Raw genomic sequence first — 19717 nt, forward strand, 5'->3', positions numbered from 1 at the left:
ACTTTATTTATAGCACATTGACGACAACTTAACCACCGTGCGTTTGGTGTCAGGCAGAAGTGAATTGCGGGATGTTGTGCCACAGTGGCCAGCTGAACGAGAAGCGGGCGCCCCCCAGTTCGCTAGTGTCACAATTGACCGTACCGCCCATTGCCAGAGCGATGGAGTGGACAATCGCCAGCCCCAGCCCACAGCCACCAGTTGCACGGTCCCGGCTGGGATCGAGGCGAACAAAGGGTTCAAAGATATGCTCGCGATTTTCTGCCGCAATTCCCGGACCATCATCTTCAACAATCAATGTTGCTCTGTTTCCTGCCAGTAGCAGGCTGGTTTCAACGGTTGAATGGCAGTAGCGCAGGGCGTTGTTGAGCAAGTTATCCAGCACGCGCTCCATTAAGCGCATATCCAGTGCCGCGTAATTACCTGGCGTGATCGTTTTTATCCGTACCGTTTTGTCGGGGGTCACGGCCTGAATATCTTGCAGATGTGTTGACAGCCACACCGGCAGGTCTGGTTCGCTAAGATGCAGTTCATTTTGTGGGCGGTCGAGCCGGGCATAAGTCAGTAGTTCTTCAATTAAGGCTTCCAGTTGACTGATATCGCGATTCAAGGCCTGGGATTCTGCGGCGTTCAGGTTGTCGCTCATCTCCAGCCGATAACGCAGGCGCACTAATGGCGTTCGCAGTTCATGGGCAATGCCATCGATAAGCTGCTTTTTACTGGCAATCAACGCGTTGATATTGTCCGCCATCTGGTTAAACGCCACGCCAAGTCGTTCAAAGCTTGAACCATCATCAAAGTGAATACGTTCATTGAGATGCCCATCGCCGAATCGTTGCGCCGCCGCTTCCAGTTTTAACATGTCTTTCCAGTGCGGACGCATCCAGATAAACACCGGAAAGGCGAGGGAGATGGCAATAAAGGCGATCAGCACGATATCCAGCAAACGCATTTGATGGAGGAAATAAAGATAAGGAACGGGACCCACGGCAAGCACGTAGTGGCTGCGCGGGATACGCTGTAAAAAAGTGTACTGATCATCCAGAGCAACAATCTCTCCGCCACGCAATCGGTGCATGGCGTTATTATCGAGATGATATTTACTCAGCGGCTCGACGCGCAGATCGAAAGAGAGATTTAAATCCATCTCCTTCAGCGTTTTTCCCCAGTCGTGCGGAGGGATCTCGCGTAATTCGCTACGCATCAGATACAGCGAACTGTTCATCAAATCATCCAGCGACTGTTTGCCTGCACGTTCGGCGGTAAATTTGTACACCAGGCCAACCAGCAGAGACATCACCAGAAAGCAGACAAACAGCAAAAGATAAAACTGGATAAACAGTTTTTTCATCGTTTATTCCCACGCATGAGGCGCAAAAAGGTAACCTTTGTTACGCACGGTTTTAATGCGGTAGGGTTCGGCAGCGTTATCGAGCAGTTTTTTTCGTAACCGCGAAATAGCTACATCCACGCTACGATCCAGCCCGTCATAACTGACGCCGCGTAAATTCTTCAGCAGCGCATCGCGGTCCATAATTTGTCCGGCATGGGTGGCTAATTCCCATAGCAATTCAAAATCAGCCGTCGAGAGTGAAATCTCATGGTTAGCAAGTGTCACTACGCGGTTGATGGGGTCGATAGTTAACGTACCGAAATGCAATGGTTTGTAAGGTGTCAGAGACGTTTCCTGAATACCTTTGGTCAGCGTCGCTTGTTCGTTCTGGCGCAAATGTAAACGTAAACGCGCCAACAGAACAGCGGGGGGCGTTGTTTTGAGAATATAGTCGCAGGCGCCCATTTCCAGCGCCAGAATGTGGTTCATATCGCTATCGAGAGAGGTCAGCAGAACAATCGGCCCGGACCATTTTGCGCGTAAATCGCGGCAGATGGACATTCCGTCTTTGCCAGGCAGCATGATATCGAGCAGCACCAGATCCGGATTTTCCCGCAAAATTGTCTCTTCGGCATGGTCGCCGCGCGGTTCCACGGTAACCTGCATATCATGCTTTGCCAGGTACGCAGCAATCAGTGAACCGACTTCTGTGTCATCTTCCACAAATACGATAGTGTTCATATTATTCACGGCAGATATAAAAACGTCACAATACACCGCGCTGATTTTACTTACTATCAATCGTTTCTAAACAAGGTTGCATCGGGTATTCTACAGATGACTTGTTATGGAAGTGTTAAGGTAAAAAAATGGGGCTGGTAATCAAAGCCGCGCTTGGTGCGCTGGTGGTGGTGTTGATTGGTGTATTAGCAAAAACGAAAAATTACTATATCGCCGGGCTGATCCCGCTTTTCCCGACCTTTGCGCTCATCGCGCATTATATTGTTGTCAGTGAACGCGGCATTGAAGCTTTACGCGCCACAATCGTTTTCAGTATGTGGTCGATTATTCCCTATTTTGTTTATCTGGCGTCATTGTGGTATTTCACCGGAATCATGCGCTTGCCCGCTGCTTTTGTGGGTTCTGTTGCGTGCTGGGGGTTAAGCGCATGGGTGCTAATTATTTGCTGGATGAAGCTGCATTAACGCAAATGACGGCCGCCATCAAGCGGGAAACTGCGTCCGGTTACAAAGCAACTGGTGAGTAAGTAATCGACAAGATCGATAACTTCTTTCTCACCAGGCGCGGTTTTCATCAGTGATTTATTCAGCGCCTGTTGGCGATACTCGGCATCATCATGCTCGTTAAACAGGATCAGCGATGGTGCAATAGAATTCACTTTCACTTCCGGTGCCAGTTTGCGGGCAAACGAACGGGTCATATTATCCAGTGCCGCTTTACTTGCAGCATAGGCAATATGTTTGTCGCTTCCGCGCTCCACCACATAATCGGTGAAGTGAATGATATCGCTGGCGGCGTGTCCGTGACCGCGCAGTAATCTTTCCAGCGCATGGTTGAGCAGGTAAGGGGTATTAACATGGATCTGCATCATGCAGGCCAGAACATCAGTCAGTGGCGTACCTGGTTTTTCTGCCATCCACGCACTGGCGTTATGCAAAATGGCACGCAGGCCGTGAGTGGTTTTTAACACTTCATCGGCAAACGCCATCACGCCGTCGTTCGTTGAAAAATCAGCCTGAATACACTGCGCACCTGCATTAACCAGTCCATCAATGGCAGGATAGTGCGTTCGATAGCTGACAATCACCGGTTGCTTTTGATTAATGAAATGCCAGGCGAGAGCGAGGCCGATGCGACGGCCTCCACCAGTGATTAATATTGGCAAGGGCTGGGTTTTCCCCATCGTTAATCTCCTTTGCAAGCATACGATGGGACGAACGTTATCCCACCAGCATCCAGGTTGCCGGAACTGCGGCAATTAACAGCATGCCAATCAGCACCATTTCCTGACGATTCAGTACATTATCATGTGTATGCGTTTTACGCGCGTACAGGAAAACCAGCAGCCCTGGCGCATACAGAACGACGGACAACAACAGGTGCATTGGTCCTGAAGCGTATAATAACCATAAGCCATAAATGCAGGCACCGACACCTACCGCTTTGTGCAGTGGACGAGTAGCGATTTTCAACAAGAATGCGCCAACCAGGAAATAGGGCACCAGAATCATCTCTGAGGCGATGGTCAGCAACGTGTTGTAATCAGAGCCGGTCAGCCAAATCAGCACCAGACAAATTTGCACGCAGATGTTGGTCAGCCACAGCGAGGCAGACGGCGCTGCTTGTGCATTCTGGCGCGCAAAAATACGCGGGAATGCCTTATGGGTAGCTGCCAGGAAGGGGACTTCTGCCGCCATAATGGTCCAGCTTAAATACGCGCCACAAACAGAAACGATCAATCCGGCAGCGATGATAATCTCGCCCCACGGCCCCATCATTTTCACCATCAGACCGGCCATAGACGGGTTACGAATCTCAGCCAGTTCAGGACGAGCAACCACCCCCAGCGAAAGCAGCGTGACTAATAAATAAACGCCCAGTGCAGAAAGCACCGCCAGAAGCGTTGCTTTGCCAACATCATGTTTATTCCGCGCGCGTGAAGAAACAACCACCGCACCTTCCACACCAATGAATACCCACAGTGTGATTAGCATGGTGTTTTTCACCTGTTCCCATACCGGCACGCCAAGCGCAAGGCCAGTAAAGTCGAGCTTGAAGGTGTCCAGTTTGAACATCATCATCGCCAGCACAATAAACAAACCAAGCGGCAATAATTTTGCCAATGTCGCCACCAGGTTAATGCTGGCGGCGGTTTGTACGCCGCGCAGAATCAAAAAGTGAACAATCCACAACAATGCCGATGCACCGACGATCGATTGCCAGGTGTTACCATCGCCAAACAGGCGTAGTTCCGGCGTATCGGTGAAGAAACTTAATGCGGAAAAGACGATAACCAAATAAGAGACGTTGGCGATAACCGCACATAGCCAGTATCCCCATGCGGAGCAGAAGCCGATTAACTCGCCAAATCCTTCCCGTGCATAGGTAAAAATACCGCCGTCAAGGTCGGGACGAATGCGTGTCAGGATCAGCATGGCAAAGGCCAGCAATAAGATGCCAGCGCCAGTAATACCCCAGCCGATGAGCAGTGCTGCCGGGCTGGCAACCGCCGCCATATTTTGCGGCAGACTGAAAACACCCGCGCCCAGCATTGAGCTTAATACCAGCGCGGTGAGTGCGCTCAGTCCCAGTTTCTTTTCCATCGATATCCAGTATTTAAAACGTGTTCAGAAGAATAAATATTAGGGCAAAACGCATAAAAATGGTGAATGCCACTAAAGCGCGGGATTTTACGAAGAGAAGTGGCGGCATGCAATGGTTGCGGGAAAATTTGTAGCTAAAAATCTGAAAGGCGGCATAAAGCCGCCTTAATGTGATACTGAATAGTTATTTATTTATACAGGTCTGCACTGATGGTCAGGTTGTTACCACGTTCCTGCCACTGGCGGGTAATGTGGTAATACTTAGCACCTTTCTTCGCGGCACGTTTAGCAACCTGGTAGGAGACTTCGGTCATGTTGCCGTAGTTACCCGAGAACTTAATGCTATCGAACGGGACCATCATTGCTGCGGTCGCTTTGTTTAATTCTTCTACTTTGGTGCCGTCAGGAAGCGTGACAGTGTAACGTCCGCCTTTTGAGGACTGAGTTTCAAAGAAACGACCAACTTCAGCACTTGGTGATGCAGTGGTGGCAACGCCCGGGATTTCAACTTTCTTCGCGGCTTCGCCACCTGCGGCCAGTGCCGCGCGACCAGCATCAGAATCCGCAGGGATCACATCCGGGCTCTGGACGATGCGTTTTTTAGCATCTTGTTTGTAGATGAACGCAGTAATACGCTGGTTGCCGCCCTGGTTGGCATCTATCTGGCGAACGATGTAGTAAGAGTAGGCACCTTTCGCTTTTGCTGCTTTGGTGATGGCATCGTTCACTTCCGGTTGGCTGCGGAAGAAGCCCTGGACGGTAACGGTGTCATACGGTTCGATCAAAACAGCCTGGTCTTTAGGCAGTTCAATAACGCCATTAAAAACGCGATTCTTATCAGCTTCTGCTTTTTCAGCATCGGCTTTATAAAGATCGGCAACTACACGCCAGTTACCGCTGTTACCGAAATCTGAAGTGTCGACAACATAAAAAGAGGCGGCGCCTTCTTTATCAGCGCGACGGGAAACGGCTTTAACCGCTTCGCCAATGGCATTAAAACGACCGGTAACCACTACACGGTCAAAAGGTTTAACCGCTGCCGCTTGCTCCGGTGTCAGTTCTGTTGCTGCGTTAACGGAAAATGCCGTAGCAGAAAGCAGTGCCGACGCCAGGAGGGTGTTCTTAAGCTTCATAAAAATAATCCTTCGCCTTGCGCAAACCAGGTACTGGTATTGTTATTAACGAGAAACGTGGCTGATTATTGCATTTAAAGTGTGTAACTGTCTGCGTGATTTTTTCATATCAGACTTCTTGATTTGATTTTAAATCTGCTCGAATGAGCGTCCGTGCTTAAAAAATAGCCACAATAACAGAAGAATGACTGAACTGGCTGAATTGTATAAGTTAATTTAATGTTAACCGGTGGCTGGCGTCGGTGATATCTCATGTTTTACCTGATTATCAAAGACAATTATCGCCCATTATCCTGTGTTCTATGGTGTTTATCCCGCTATCAAGGCTGAATCGTTAATATTTTGCGAGTTCACGCCGAAATACTGATTTTTGACGCTAGATCACAGGCATTATTTTCAGTACGTTATAGGCGTTTGTTACTAATTTATTTTAACGGAGTAACATTTAGCTCGTACATGAGCGGCTTGTGTATCAAAAACACAGGCAAACCATCATCAATAGAACCGATGGAAGGGAATATCATGCGAATTGGCATACCAAGAGAACGGTTAACCAATGAAACCCGTGTTGCAGCAACGCCAAAAACAGTGGAGCAGTTGCTGAAACTAGGTTTTACCGTCGCGGTAGAGAGCGGCGCAGGTCAACTGGCTAGTTTTGACGATAAAGCGTTTGTGCAAGCGGGCGCCGAAATTGTAGAAGGGAATAACGTCTGGCAGTCAGAGATCATTCTGAAGGTCAATGCGCCGTTAGATGATGAAATTGCGTTACTCAATCCGGGAACCACGCTGGTGAGCTTCATCTGGCCCGCGCAGAATCCGGAGTTAATGCAAAAACTCGCGGAGCGTAACGTGACGGTGATGGCGATGGACTCTGTACCACGCATTTCTCGCGCGCAATCGCTTGATGCATTAAGTTCGATGGCGAATATCGCCGGCTATCGCGCCATTGTTGAAGCGGCTCATGAGTTTGGGCGTTTCTTTACCGGGCAAATAACCGCAGCAGGTAAAGTGCCGCCCGCAAAAGTGATGGTGATTGGTGCGGGTGTTGCTGGTCTGGCCGCCATTGGCGCAGCAAACAGCCTCGGCGCAATTGTGCGTGCATTTGATACTCGCCCGGAAGTGAAAGAACAAGTTCAAAGTATGGGCGCGGAGTTCCTCGAGCTGGATTTTAAAGAGGAAGCAGGTAGTGGCGATGGTTACGCCAAAGTGATGTCGGAAGCGTTCATCAAAGCAGAAATGGAACTCTTTGCCGCCCAGGCAAAAGAGGTCGATATCATTGTGACCACTGCGCTTATTCCAGGCAAACCAGCACCGAAACTGATTACCCGTGAAATGGTTGATTCTATGAAGTCGGGTAGTGTGATTGTCGACCTGGCAGCCCAAAACGGTGGTAACTGTGAATACACCGTGCCGGGTGAAATCTTCACCACGGAGAATGGCGTCAAAGTGATTGGCTACACCGATCTTCCTGGTCGCCTGCCGACGCAATCCTCACAGCTTTACGGCACCAACCTTGTCAATCTGCTGAAACTGTTGTGCAAAGAGAAAGACGGCAATATCACAGTTGATTTTGATGATGTGGTGATTCGCGGCGTGACCGTGATCCGTTCTGGCGAAATTACCTGGCCGGCGCCGCCGATTCAGGTTTCAGTCCAACCGCAGGCAGCACAGAAAGCGGCACCTGATGTTAAAACCGAAGAAAAATGCGCCTGCTCACCGTGGCGTAAATATGCGCTGATGGCGCTGGCAATCATCCTTTTCGGCTGGTTGGCAAGCGTAGCACCGAAAGAATTCCTCGGGCACTTTACCGTTTTCGCGCTGGCCTGCGTGGTAGGTTATTACGTGGTGTGGAATGTCTCCCACGCGTTGCATACGCCGCTGATGTCGGTTACTAACGCGATTTCAGGGATTATTGTTGTCGGAGCTCTATTGCAGATTGGCCAGGGCGGCTGGGTTAGCTTCCTTAGTTTTATCGCGGTGCTTATCGCCAGCATTAATATTTTCGGTGGCTTTACCGTGACTCAGCGCATGCTGAAAATGTTTCGCAAAAACTAAGGGGTAACATATGTCTGGAGGATTAGTTACAGCTGCATACATTGTTGCCGCGATCCTGTTTATCTTCAGTCTGGCCGGGCTTTCTAAACATGAAACGTCTCGCCGTGGTAACAACCTCGGTATTGCCGGGATGGCGATTGCGTTAATTGCAACTATCTTCGGGCCGGATACTGGCAATGTTGGCTGGATCCTGGTTGCGATGGTCATTGGTGGCGCGATTGGTATCCGTCTGGCGAAGAAAGTCGAAATGACCGAAATGCCGGAACTGGTGGCGATCCTGCATAGCTTCGTGGGGCTGGCGGCGGTGCTGGTTGGCTTTAACAGCTATCTGCATCATGACGCGGGAATGGCACCGATTCTGGCCAATATTCACCTGACGGAAGTGTTCCTTGGCATCTTTATTGGTGCGGTAACCTTTACCGGTTCGGTTGTGGCGTTCGGTAAGCTGTGCGGAAAGATTTCGTCTAAACCGTTGATGCTGCCAAACCGCCATAAAATGAATCTGGCTGCATTGGTCGTTTCCTTCCTGCTGTTGATGGTGTTTGTTCGTACCGATAGTGTTGGCTTGCAGGTGCTGGCATTGCTGATAATGACCGCTATAGCGCTGGTCTTCGGTTGGCATTTGGTGGCTTCCATCGGTGGTGCAGATATGCCAGTGGTGGTGTCGATGCTGAACTCCTACTCTGGTTGGGCGGCGGCAGCGGCGGGCTTTATGCTCAGTAATGACCTGCTGATTGTGACCGGTGCGCTGGTCGGTTCTTCTGGTGCCATCCTTTCTTACATTATGTGTAAGGCGATGAACCGTTCCTTTATCAGCGTTATTGCGGGCGGTTTCGGCACTGATGGTTCCTCTACCGGCGATGATCAGGAAGTGGGCGAGCACCGCGAAATCACCGCAGAAGAGACGGCGGAGCTGCTGAAAAACTCGCATTCAGTAATCATTACTCCAGGGTACGGCATGGCGGTAGCGCAGGCACAGTATCCGGTCGCAGAAATCACCGAGAAACTGCGTGCGCGCGGTATCAACGTGCGCTTCGGGATTCACCCGGTTGCGGGCCGTTTGCCTGGGCATATGAACGTGTTGCTGGCGGAAGCGAAAGTACCGTATGACATCGTGCTGGAAATGGACGAAATCAACGATGACTTCGCTGATACCGATACCGTACTGGTGATTGGTGCCAACGATACGGTTAACCCGGCGGCACAGGACGATCCGAAGAGCCCGATTGCTGGTATGCCTGTGCTGGAAGTGTGGAAAGCGCAGAACGTGATTGTCTTTAAACGCTCGATGAACACCGGCTATGCTGGCGTGCAAAACCCGCTGTTCTTCAAGGAGAACACCCACATGCTGTTTGGTGACGCCAAAGCCAGCGTGGATGCAATCCTCAAAGCTCTGTAACCTCAACGGCCTCTACGGAGGCCGTCACTCTTTATTGAGATCGCTTAACAGAACGGCGATGCTTTGGCCTCCCGCCGTTTGCTCAAGTGCAATTTTGACAATAATCGTCAACGGCACAGAAAGCAGCATTCCCACGGGACCTAACAACCATCCCCAAAAAATTAATGACAAAAAAACCACCAGTGTGGAAAGTCCTAACCCGCGCCCCATAATGCGTGGCTCCAGAATATTGCCGAAGACCAAATTAATCAGCAGATATCCCGCCAGTACAAGTAACGCCTCGTAGAAACCATTAAACACCAGTACCTGAGCGATAGGGGGAATCGCTGCCAGAACTGAACCAATATTGGGTATGTAATTAAGCGCAAAGGCCAGCAATCCCCAGACAAAAGCAAAGCGAACATCCAGTGCAGCGAGCATCGCCCAGGCGACCAGTCCGGTGACGATGCTGATAGCCGTTTTTAGTACCAGGTAATGCGACACACTGTCAATCGCGCGCTGTATTGCCGCCATCCCTTCAACCGGACGCGCCATCATTTGCTGGAGTTTACCGGGCAGTTGCGGCACTTCGAGCAGCATAAACAACACCGTCAGCAACAATAAAAATATTGACGACATGGCATTAGATAACTGAGTCAGTAAGTTGGTGAGCAACGTCATTGCCGAGTTCGGATCAATGTAATGCGCCAGTTGGTCAACTGAGACATCAATCCCCACGCGCTGTAATAAAGGTTCCAGAGCCTGCAGGGGTTTTATGATTGAGCTGCGATACTGTGGCAAAGTGCGGGTCAGTTCATTGAGTGTTGAACCGAGATAGGCCAGCATTAACACCATCGCCATCACGATAATGGTCATCAAAATTGACACCGCCAGTACGCGCGGCACTCGCCAGCGAACCATGCGTTGTACCAGAGGATTAAGTATTACCGCGATAAATAGCGAGAGGATAAAGGGGACGATGATATCGGCGGCAAACCGGATACCGCACAGAATAATGACCAGCATTCCCAACATTATGACGATTTTTAGACCATTGAGTGTGATGATCGGCTTTGCCATGCTTATCCCCGTATATTCTTCCTTCGCTAATAATATTTTCTTTTTTGCTGCGGCATTATAACGAAAATCAAACCACTCAGGTAAAGAAATGAAAATGTTTTGAGTTAATTCTTAAGCTATGATACAAATCAGACGTGTTCAACTACCGAGGACAATTATCATCCGCGATGACGAGAAGCAACACTGCGGATAATTGTAATTTTATGGACAATTTGTTCAGGACGTTATTTTCTACATTTACCCATCTTCGTACCTCATCCACTATCTTGCTCGCAGGTGAGCAGCACTGGCGCAACGCGCTTTAGTCCTTTCTTCTGCCGAAGCTTGCGCTATGCGCTGGGCTTGACCACTTTACTTTCGCTGAATTAAGCGAATATTAAAATAATTCTCTTGCAGGAGAAGGGTAATGTATTTTTATTGGTTTTTATTAGGTCTGGCTATTGCCACAGAAATTACCGGTACGTTATCTATGAAATGGGCTAGCGTCAGTGATGGAAACAGTGGGTTTATTTTAATGCTGGTGATGATTTCTCTGTCATATATACTTCTCTCTTTCGCCGTTAAAAAAATTGCGTTAGGCGTTGCCTATGCGCTGTGGGAAGGTATCGGTATTTTATTTATTACGCTGTTTAGCGTTCTGTTATTTGATGAAAGTTTATCGCTGATGAAAATTGTCGGGTTAACAACTCTGGTTGCCGGGATTGTCTTGATCAAATCGGGTACACGTAAAGTGCGTAAATCTACGCTGGAGCAGAATCATGGCTCAGTTTGAATGGATTCACGCCGCCTGGTTGGCATTGGCGATAGTGCTGGAAATTATTGCTAACGTCTTTTTGAAATTTTCTGATGGCTTTCGCCGTAAAGTCTATGGCTTGTTGTCGCTGGCGGCGGTACTTGCTGCTTTTAGTGCACTATCCCAGGCAGTGAAAGGGATCGACTTGTCAGTGGCGTATGCGCTGTGGGGTGGGTTTGGTATTGTCGCCACATTAGCAGCCGGTTGGGTCCTGTTTGGTCAGCGGTTAAACCGCAAAGGCTGGGTTGGTCTGGTCCTGTTGTTAGCCGGAATGATCATGGTGAAACTCGCCTGATGTTTATGCTGCCCGTATTTTCGGGCAGCATTTAAACGCTATTGCCGGGATAACTCTTCCAGTTTGTCGCGAAAGCCGGTAACAGAGATAGCCCGGTTATCAGCCCGCCAGCGATCCTTAGCCGCAGGCGCCGAACTTTGCACGCCAATCAACTGCCAGCCCTCATCAGTATGCAGCATTAGCGGCGAACCGCTGTCACCCGGTAGGGTATCGCACTGATGCGACATCACCGACGTTTGCGCCCAGCCAGTCACTTCGCAATTTTTATGACTGTACAACGTATCCAGGTGATCCTCGGGATAGCCTGCCTGGGTCACTTTACGACCTGCCGTTTTTAATGCGGCGGTGAGTGCTGCTTTGTCTCCCTCGAAAAGTGGTAAGGGTGTAATGCCAGAAGGCGGATTGCGCAGCACAATCAAACCAAAATCCCACGGCGCGGCAGCAGGCGGGACAATCCAGCCATCTCCATTAGCCTTTAACCGTTTACCTAATGTCGGGTCAACGCGGCCTTCAATGTTGTGGATCTCATAGCGCCATAGCCCCTTATTCGACACAAAACGCAGCGCAATTGCTTTGTCTGGTTTGCCTTTTGGCGGCGTTAATAAACAGTGACCCGCCGTTAATGCGAGATTGGGCGCAATCAGGGTGGCCGTGCAGAGATTTCCACTGGCAGTCTCCAGTTGCCCAACCGCATCCCACGGAGATTGGGTCGTGTTAATTACTGGCACTCGATCATCATGACCAAAAAAAAGGGTGCTGACTTCATCATTAGCCGATTCAGGACTGTCAGGTTTATCTGCAAATACCAATGCAGATGTCAAACTAATTGCACCCAGTACTACAGCAATGGTTGTACGCATATCACACTCTGGTGGGTAATTATGATTATTAAAAGCAAACCCTCATAAATACTATAGCTGGGACGGGATTAAAGTGGGAGTGAAATCAGATAACTACGATCAGAAAAGATAAAAGCGAGTGGCAATCAATGCGCATAAAATAAGGATGATAAGAATGAACTCAAAGCGATAACGGCCCACCATAGTACCCTCCGCTTAAGGCGGCGCTAAACGTTATCCGTCTAGCGCCGTAATTTTCAGGCGCGAGGGGGCGCGCCATTATTGCTGTTGAAAACTTAAGCTGCTGGTTGGGCAGCTGGTTTTGCAGGTTGCTGATGGCTGTGTTTCTTGGTGTGTTTTTTCGCAGCTTGTGCTTTTTGTTCCGGAGCTTTCTGTTCAGTTTTCGCTTTTTTATGATGCTTTTTAGCCGCCTGCGCTTTTTGGGCAGGTGCTGCTTTATGCTGTTTTTTATGATGCATGGTTTTTGCAGGTGCAGCTTTGGTGGCAGTAGTTGCAGGGGCAGGTGTGGTCGCAGTCTCTGCGGCAAAAGCGGCAGAAGAGAGACTCATCGCAGCGGCAACAACCAGAGCTAATACTTTTTTCATTGTCATACCCTCAATTTGGTTTTTTTATGCAACCCCACTACGGGGCCGATGTAATGACTATATCTCGGGTAATGAGAGGCTTCCGTGAGTGGTTGGTTTCGGCATGTAACGATATGTACAAAGTAAATTGGTAAATAATAACGCGATGTGACTTAAGGTAAATTCCCTACTAATATCAGTAGTCTTGATCAAGTTTACTATTTCTCTGTTCCCAAAACGGTAGAATTACTTTGCATCATCAATAAATGACACACAGTAAATGAATCCGCTAATTTGGGTATTTATTATCCTGATGACATTAGATGCGCTGCGGGAATTGGCTGGCGCTTCGTCTATTTTAGGATGGTTATTAACGTTGAGTTGAGCAGACAATAAGCCCGTGTGGGTATTTTACTCAGCCCGGGCTTATTTTTTCAGGCGTGCAATCGATGGTGCAAACGTGTACCCACTATAATCGCGACCACCAGCATCGACGCAATAAAGGCGCCAACGCCGTTCCAGCCGTAGTTATGCCAGAAGACCCCACCTAATGTTCCGGCAATACTTGAACCCACGTAGTAACTGAACAGATACAGCGAGGAAGCCTGGCCTTTGGCGCGTTTAGCACGGGGGCCAATCCAGCTGCTGGCGACCGAGTGAGCAGCAAAGAATCCGGCGGAGAAGAGCAACATCCCGGCAAAAATCAGCCATATCGAGCTGAACAATGTCATTAATAGGCCAACAAGCATGACACCTGTCGAAGACAACATCACCGGACCGCGTCCGAAGCGGGTGGTCATGGTTCCGGCTTTTGGTGAACTCCAGGTACCGGTCAAATAGGCCAGCGATAATAAACCCACCACCGCCTGGCTGACATGCCACGGGGAAAGCATCAAGCGATAGCCAATATAATTAAACAGGGTGACGAATGAGCCCATCAGCAAAAAACCTTCTGCGAATAATAAAGGCAATCCCTGGTCGCGCCAGTGCAGACGGAAGTTGATAAACAGTGTTTTAGGGCGCAGTGAGGAAGGGCGGAAATGGCGAGATTCTGGAAGAATTTTCCAGAACATTAACGCCGAGGCCAGTGCGAAACAGCCAATCGCTGCCAGTGCAATTCGCCAGTTGAAGAAATCGGTGAAGACACCGCTAATTAAGCGTCCGCTCATGCCGCCAATCGAGTTACCGCTGATGTACAACCCCATCGAAAAGGCGACAAAACTCGGGTGGATCTCTTCGCTAAGGTAGGTCATGCCCACCGCAGCCACGCCGCTTAATGAAAGGCCAATCAAGGCGCGCATCACCAAAATGCCGTGCCAGCTGGTCATCATCGTCGAAAGTAACGTGCAGATGGAGGCCAATAACAGCGCCGTAACCATCACTGGCTTGCGACCAATGGCATCGGAAAGCGGGCCAGTAAACAGCAATCCGATAGCCAACATTGCCGTTGAAATTGACAGTGAAATACTACTGTTTGCGGGTGTTAAGCCAAACTCCTGCGAAAGAACCGGAAGGATAGGTTGCACACAATAGAGAAGAGCGAAGGTTGCCAGTCCGGCAGAAAAAAGCGCCAGGGTCACGCGCATAAATTGCGGCGTACCGCGTTTGATGAATAGGTTTGGCTGGGAAACGTTTTGCTTGTCAGTGGCGCTTGCCGGAGCGCCATCAACAGTTGTGGTACGACTCACTTGAAATCCTTACTAAATATGCGCGTTGTGTTAGCTCAGGAATAGAGTAGGAAAATCGAATTGTTATGTCTAATATATTAATAGTCTCAAATAATATGTATGAAATATGAATATCGAATTGCGTCACCTACGTTACTTCATTGCTGTTGCGGAAGAACTGCATTTTGGTCGTGCTGCTGCGCGCCTGAATATTTCTCAACCGCCACTAAGCCAACAGATTCAGGCGTTGGAGCAACAAATTGGCGCGCGCCTGCTGGCCAGGACCAATCGAAGCGTCGCGCTCACCGCTGCAGGCAAACAATTTCTTGCCGATAGTCGTCAAATTCTTTCTCTGGTAGACGATGCCGCAGCGCGGGCAGAACGACTGCATCAGGGGGAGGCGGGAGAGTTACGCATTGGTTTTACCTCATCGGCGCCATTCATTCGCGCAGTGTCAGATACCTTATCGTTATTTCGCCGCGAATTTCCTGATGTCCATTTGCAGACGCGCGAGATGAATACCCGCGAGCAAATTGCGCCCCTTATCGAAGGGACGCTCGATATGGGACTGTTACGCAATACTTTGCTGCCGGAGACGTTGAACCATGCGGTAATTGTGCATGAACCGCTTATGGCGATGATTCCGCACGATCATCCGTTAGCCAGTAAATCTGTAGTTACGTTGGCGGAACTGGCAAAAGAGCCGTTTGTTTTCTTTGATCCTCACGTCGGGACAGGGCTTTATGATGACATTCTGGGCCTGATGCGACGCTACAATCTTACACCGGTTATTACCCAGGAAGTGGGCGAGGCGATGACCATCATTGGCCTTGTGTCTGCCGGTTTGGGCGTTTCGATTTTGCCCGCCTCATTTAAGCGTGTTCAGCTTAATGAAATGCGTTGGATACCTATTGCTGAAGAAGATGCGGTTTCTGAAATGTGGTTGGTCTGGCCGACACATCATGAACAAAGTCCTGCAGCGCGAAACTTTCGTATTCAGCTGCTGAATGCTCTCAGGTGAGGTAAAATTCAGCTAAAAAACCCGAAAAGTGTGCTGTTAATCACATGGCTAAGTAAAAATTTGACGGCACGCATTGAAGTGTTTCACCATAGCCTACAGATTATTTCGGAGCGCGAAAATATAGGGAGTATAAGGTGGTTGCAGAAAACCAGCCTGGACATATTGATCAAATAAAGCAGACCAACGCGGGTGCTGTTTATCGCCTGATTGATCAGCTTGGTCCCATTTCGCGTATCGACCTTTCCCGCATGGCGCAACTGGCTCCCGCCAGTATCACCAAAATTGTCCGCGAAATGCTAGAAGCGCACCTGGTGCAAGAGTTAGAAATTAAAGAAGGGGGAAACCGTGGCCGCCCTGCGGTGGGGTTGGTGGTGGAAACAGAAGCCTGGCATTATCTTTCTCTGCGCATCAGTCGTGGTTTAATTTTTCTTGCCCTGCGTGATTTAAGCAGCAAGCTGGTGGTGGAAGAGACACTGGAGCTGGCGCTTCAGGATGAATTGCCTTTGCTGGAACGTATCATTGCGCATATTGATCAGTTTTTTATCCGTCATCAGAAAAAACTCGAACGCCTGACATCCATCGCCATTACTTTGCCGGGAATTATTGATACGGAAAATGGTATTGTGCACCGGATGCCGTTTTACGAGGATGTGAAAGAGATGCCGCTCGGCGAAGCGCTGGAGCAGCACACGGGTGTACCGGTTTACATTCAGCATGATATTAGTGCATGGACGATGGCCGAGGCATTATTTGGAGCCTCTCGCGGGGCTCGCGATGTGATTCAGGTGGTAATTGATCACAATGTTGGCGCGGGCGTGATTACCGACGGTCACTTGTTACATGCCGGAAGCAGTAGCCTGGTAGAAATTGGTCATACCCAGGTGGATCCGTATGGTAAACGCTGTTATTGCGGTAACCACGGTTGTCTGGAAACCATCGCCAGTGTGGACAGCATCCTCGAACTGGCGCAATTACGCCTTAATCAGTCAATGAGTTCGATGTTGCACGGGCAGCCTTTGAGCGTGGATTCATTATGCCATGCGGCGTTGCAGGGTGACTTGCTGGCAAAGGATATTATCACTGGCGTAGGCGCGCATGTTGGGCGCATTCTGGCCATCATGGTGAATTTATTTAACCCACAAAAAATACTGATTGGCTCGCCGTTAAGCAAAGCGGCAAATATTCTGTTCCCTGTGATTTCTGACAGCATCCGCCAGCAGGCGCTTCCAGCATACAGCCAGCATATTAGCGTTGAGAGCACTCAGTTCACCAATCAGGGGACAATGGCAGGGGCCGCGCTGGTAAAAGATGCGCTATATAATGGATCTTTGCTGATTCGTCTGTTGCAGGGTTAACATTTTTTAACTGTTCTACCAAAATTTGCGCTATCTCAAATTGAGTGCAGAAAGCATAACTTAGACTTTCCACGTTGAATTATTTTCCTGGCTTATATTAGTGAAGCATAACGGTGGAGTTAGTGATGCTGAAGCGTTTCTTTATAACAGGTACAGACACTTCTGTAGGGAAAACGGTGGTTTCCCGCGCATTGCTACAAGCGTTAGCCTCCCAGGGAAAAACGGTTGCGGGATACAAACCCGTAGCGAAGGGGAGCAAAGAGACACCTGAGGGGCTGCGTAATAAAGATGCCCTGGTGTTGCAGAGTGTTTCATCAATTGAACTGCCTTATGAAGCAGTCAATCCCATTGCGTTAAGCGAAGAAGAAAGTAGCGTGGCGCACAGTTGTCCAATCAATTACACGCTCATTTCAAATGGTCTGGCTAACCTGACTGACAAAGTTGATCATGTTGTCGTTGAGGGGACTGGCGGATGGCGCAGCCTGATGAATGATCTGCGTCCGCTCTCTGAATGGGTGGTCCAGGAGCAGCTACCGGTGTTGATGGTGGTGGGCATTCAGGAAGGCTGTATTAACCATGCGCTTCTGACCGCACAAGCGATTGCGAACGACGGTCTGCCGCTCATTGGCTGGGTGGCTAATCGTATTAACCCTGGGTTAGCGCATTATGCTGAAATCATTGATGTGCTGGGTAAAAAACTCCCGGCACCGCTCATTGGTGAACTGCCTTATCTGCCCCGAGCTGAACAGCGAGAACTGGGTCAATACATCCGCTTAGCCATGCTGCGTAGTGTGCTGTCGGTAGATAGAGTCAGGGTGTAAGGTCCGCGACATTACCGACGCGATCACGCAGGCAATCAATAAACCGGGGAGTAGCTGATACTCCCCGGTCATTTCACATATCATCAATGTTGACATAATTGGCGCATGCGTGGTCGCAGCCAGCAGTGTTGCCATCCCTGTTAGTCCGAGTAGAAGCGTCATTTCTTCGCCGCCTGGAAGCCATAACCCCAGGCTACGTCCATACAGCATGCCAATTGCAAGCCCGATAAATAGCGTTGGCGTAAACACGCCGCCAGGCGCGCCGGAACCGCTACTGGCCAGCACGGCAAAAAGTTTGCAGATGAAGATCGCAGCAATGACCGTAAACAGTGGTGGGGTGGTTAAAAAGGATTGCACCGTACTATAACCATTGCCCCATACCGCAGGCGTGAGCAGGGAAAGCAGGCCGACGATCAACCCCCCTAACGCCAACTGCCAGGGCGGCGTCAGTTTTAGGTGAACAAAACCTTGATGACTGGCGCTCATCATTTTCAACAGTAATGGTCCGCAAAGACCAGCCAGCACGCCGGTACTGATAATTAGCGCATAGTCCCGCACATGCAGCGTCACCTCGAGCTGAACGCTGTAGAGCAATACATCGCTGTGATTAATAAGATTGCTGACAAGCAATGCCACCACGGCTGAAATCACCACTGGGCCAAGAGAGGCCAGCATCATGGTGCCAAACAGCACTTCGGCAATAAATAAACTCCCGGCAAGCGGTGCGCGATAGGCTGCAGCCATGCCTGCCGCAGCACCGCAGGCAATCCATAATTTCCACTCTTCACGCGGCGTAAAACGTTGGGCAAACCAGGATGCAGCAAGAGCTGCCAGCAGAATCATCGCGCCTTCACGGCCAATTGCGCTACCGCTGGTCACCACCAGCAGAGAGGCAAGTGATTTTACCAGGCTTGCTGCGTAATCGAACTGCCCCTCGCTCTGCAACGCTTCCATATAATCGGTCGGCGCATGGGGTCGTTGCTGCGTAACTCTCTGCCAGCCCATGAGCAATAAACCTGCCACCAGACCGCCGAGCGCAGGAGTTAACAAGCGTCGCCACGGAGAAAGGTTTGTTGCAGCATTGACCAGACTCCCGGAATCATTGCTCAGGAACAACCACTCCAGCAACAGCATGGCATGACGGAATCCGGCAACGGCAAACGCCGCGAGAATACCGATTATCGTTGCGATAAGCAGACGACGAAACAGGGTGCGCAGATCCGGGTAAAGGTGTAGATGATGCATGAGTAGAAATGGCAATTTAAACACGGGCATCTATTTTGCGGGAAAAGACGTCAGGCGCAAAAGCTGTACGTGCTTTATGTGGGGAAATGGTGTGACACTGTAACTTATTTAATATGGGATGGCGCGCTAATGTCGCCATCCGGTAATGCTACGGGAACCTTAACGAAACAGCGGCTTAACTGCGACGGGAATCAGCAATTGTGACTGCCACTCAGCCAGCGTTAAGCGAGCCAGTTCACCAAGCGTGCGGTAAAAAGGGTATTCTGCTTTTTCGATAAACACCTCGAGAAAGCGCGTCGACCACGGTAAAAGATGCCACGCCAGCAACTCTTCGCACTCAGTCTGACGACCGCTCTCCGCCAGCCAGGCCGCCATCAGTAGCAAGGAACCAAAATGATCTTCAGGTTCGTTTTGCTTCATCTCAAACTGAATGCCTTTTTCGCGCATCCATTGACGAAGCGCCAACGTCGAATCGCCAAACAGTACCGATTCACGATCCAACCAGACCGATCCCCACGGCGGGGACGGCAACGCCCACGGGCCAACGAATAAACGCTGCCAGGCCTGCGTACGCGACTCTTCACTCTGTTGCTGAAAAGCCGTTACCAGCGGCACTAAAGAAGTTTGCGGCAGAGGCCACTGAGTTTCCCAGCCATCGCTGGTCATTGCAGAAACCAGAGGCGCGGCTTCCTCGCTTTCTGGGGCGTAATAAAACAGCGCCCCCAGCACACGCGCCGCGACAGAAAAATTATCTTGTTGTGAAAAATGCGTCAT

20 protein-coding genes are annotated in these 19717 nt (G+C 49.9%); 8 read left to right on the plus strand and 12 right to left on the minus strand.

Features of this window, described 5'->3' with window-relative positions; genetic code table 11:
* Positions 1 to 49: 49 nt before the first annotated feature.
* Both rstB and rstA read right to left on the minus strand, forming a co-directional pair.
* On the minus strand, positions 50 to 1351 hold the full coding sequence (gene rstB / locus D9741_RS22350) for a two-component system sensor histidine kinase RstB (protein WP_130219051.1): 1302 nt from the start codon (positions 1349 to 1351) through the stop codon (positions 50 to 52).
* Between the two features lie 3 nt (positions 1352 to 1354).
* Positions 1355 to 2074, minus strand: a complete 720-nt coding sequence (gene rstA, locus D9741_RS22355) for a two-component system response regulator RstA (protein WP_130209325.1) — start codon at positions 2072 to 2074, stop codon at positions 1355 to 1357.
* A gap of 128 nt (positions 2075 to 2202) precedes the next feature.
* Here rstA and D9741_RS22360 point away from each other — a divergent pair, with 128 nt between their 5' ends.
* A complete protein-coding gene (locus D9741_RS22360; RefSeq protein ID WP_130209323.1) occupies positions 2203 to 2538 on the plus strand; it encodes a GlpM family protein in 336 nt (111 codons plus the stop codon).
* Here the strand turns inward: D9741_RS22360 and folM are convergent.
* The 3 genes from folM to ydgH all read right to left on the minus strand — a co-directional run bounded on the left by folM (position 2535) and on the right by ydgH (position 5810).
* On the minus strand, positions 2535 to 3257 hold the full coding sequence (gene folM, locus D9741_RS22365; RefSeq protein WP_130219053.1) for a dihydromonapterin reductase: 723 nt from the start codon (positions 3255 to 3257) through the stop codon (positions 2535 to 2537). The two genes, D9741_RS22360 and folM, sit on opposite strands and share 4 nt — an antisense overlap.
* Positions 3258 to 3294: 37 nt before the next feature.
* A complete protein-coding gene (locus tag D9741_RS22370) occupies positions 3295 to 4677 on the minus strand; it encodes an amino acid permease (RefSeq protein WP_130209319.1) in 1383 nt (460 codons plus the stop codon).
* A gap of 188 nt (positions 4678 to 4865) precedes the next feature.
* Positions 4866 to 5810, minus strand: a complete 945-nt coding sequence (ydgH, locus tag D9741_RS22375) for a DUF1471 family protein YdgH (protein WP_130209317.1) — start codon at positions 5808 to 5810, stop codon at positions 4866 to 4868.
* Between the two features lie 522 nt (positions 5811 to 6332).
* On the opposite strand from ydgH, the gene pntA reads away from it, so the two are divergent.
* Entirely contained in the window at positions 6333 to 7865 is a 1533-nt protein-coding gene (gene pntA, locus D9741_RS22380; protein WP_130219055.1) for a Re/Si-specific NAD(P)(+) transhydrogenase subunit alpha, read from the plus strand.
* A gap of 10 nt (positions 7866 to 7875) precedes the next feature.
* Positions 7876 to 9264 carry a Re/Si-specific NAD(P)(+) transhydrogenase subunit beta gene (gene pntB / locus D9741_RS22385; protein ID WP_130219057.1) on the plus strand — a complete coding sequence of 463 codons (1389 nt, stop codon included), beginning with the start codon at positions 7876 to 7878 and terminating at the stop codon, positions 9262 to 9264.
* 24 nt (positions 9265 to 9288) lie between these two features.
* Here pntB and tqsA read toward each other — a convergent pair whose 3' ends face one another.
* Positions 9289 to 10323: an AI-2 transporter TqsA gene (tqsA, locus tag D9741_RS22390; RefSeq protein ID WP_130209311.1), complete on the minus strand. Its 1035-nt coding sequence runs from the start codon at positions 10321 to 10323 to the stop codon at positions 9289 to 9291.
* A gap of 406 nt (positions 10324 to 10729) precedes the next feature.
* Here tqsA and mdtJ point away from each other — a divergent pair, with 406 nt between their 5' ends.
* Positions 10730 to 11095 (plus strand): multidrug/spermidine efflux SMR transporter subunit MdtJ, encoded by a 366-nt coding sequence (gene mdtJ, locus D9741_RS22400; RefSeq protein WP_130219059.1) that lies wholly within the window; start codon positions 10730 to 10732, stop codon positions 11093 to 11095.
* On the plus strand, positions 11082 to 11411 hold the full coding sequence (mdtI, locus tag D9741_RS22405) for a multidrug/spermidine efflux SMR transporter subunit MdtI (protein ID WP_130219061.1): 330 nt from the start codon (positions 11082 to 11084) through the stop codon (positions 11409 to 11411). Before mdtJ ends, mdtI begins: the two co-directional genes overlap by 14 nt.
* A gap of 38 nt (positions 11412 to 11449) precedes the next feature.
* Here the strand turns inward: mdtI and D9741_RS22410 are convergent, their stop codons facing one another.
* The 4 genes from D9741_RS22410 to D9741_RS22425 all read right to left on the minus strand — a co-directional run bounded on the left by D9741_RS22410 (position 11450) and on the right by D9741_RS22425 (position 14522).
* Positions 11450 to 12271 (minus strand): serine protease, encoded by an 822-nt coding sequence (locus D9741_RS22410; RefSeq protein WP_130219063.1) that lies wholly within the window; start codon positions 12269 to 12271, stop codon positions 11450 to 11452.
* A gap of 99 nt (positions 12272 to 12370) precedes the next feature.
* A complete protein-coding gene (locus D9741_RS22415; RefSeq protein WP_000233091.1) occupies positions 12371 to 12454 on the minus strand; it encodes a hypothetical protein in 84 nt (27 codons plus the stop codon).
* A 92-nt stretch (positions 12455 to 12546) separates the two neighbouring features.
* Entirely contained in the window at positions 12547 to 12855 is a 309-nt protein-coding gene (gene asr, locus D9741_RS22420) for an acid resistance repetitive basic protein Asr (protein WP_214678558.1), read from the minus strand.
* A 413-nt stretch (positions 12856 to 13268) separates the two neighbouring features.
* A complete protein-coding gene (locus D9741_RS22425; RefSeq protein ID WP_130219065.1) occupies positions 13269 to 14522 on the minus strand; it encodes an MFS transporter in 1254 nt (417 codons plus the stop codon).
* 106 nt (positions 14523 to 14628) lie between these two features.
* Here D9741_RS22425 and D9741_RS22430 point away from each other — a divergent pair, with 106 nt between their 5' ends.
* The 3 genes from D9741_RS22430 to bioD all read left to right on the plus strand — a co-directional run bounded on the left by D9741_RS22430 (position 14629) and on the right by bioD (position 17698).
* Positions 14629 to 15522, plus strand: a complete 894-nt coding sequence (locus D9741_RS22430) for a LysR family transcriptional regulator (protein ID WP_130219067.1) — start codon at positions 14629 to 14631, stop codon at positions 15520 to 15522.
* 134 nt (positions 15523 to 15656) lie between these two features.
* Positions 15657 to 16877 carry a sugar metabolism global transcriptional regulator Mlc gene (gene mlc, locus D9741_RS22435; protein ID WP_130219069.1) on the plus strand — a complete coding sequence of 407 codons (1221 nt, stop codon included), beginning with the start codon at positions 15657 to 15659 and terminating at the stop codon, positions 16875 to 16877.
* Positions 16878 to 17002: 125 nt separating this feature from the next.
* Entirely contained in the window at positions 17003 to 17698 is a 696-nt protein-coding gene (gene bioD / locus D9741_RS22440) for a dethiobiotin synthase (RefSeq protein ID WP_130209293.1), read from the plus strand.
* Here the strand turns inward: bioD and clcB are convergent.
* Together clcB and dmsD are read right to left on the minus strand one after the other, a co-directional pair.
* Positions 17651 to 18943 carry a voltage-gated ClC-type chloride channel ClcB gene (clcB, locus tag D9741_RS22445; RefSeq protein WP_130219071.1) on the minus strand — a complete coding sequence of 431 codons (1293 nt, stop codon included), beginning with the start codon at positions 18941 to 18943 and terminating at the stop codon, positions 17651 to 17653. The two genes, bioD and clcB, sit on opposite strands and share 48 nt — an antisense overlap.
* A 159-nt stretch (positions 18944 to 19102) precedes the next feature.
* On the minus strand, positions 19103 to 19717 hold the full coding sequence (gene dmsD, locus D9741_RS22450) for a Tat proofreading chaperone DmsD (protein WP_130219073.1): 615 nt from the start codon (positions 19715 to 19717) through the stop codon (positions 19103 to 19105).

Source organism: Escherichia sp. E14V7 (assembly GCF_004212225.1).
Classification (GTDB): Bacteria; Pseudomonadota; Gammaproteobacteria; order Enterobacterales; family Enterobacteriaceae; genus Escherichia.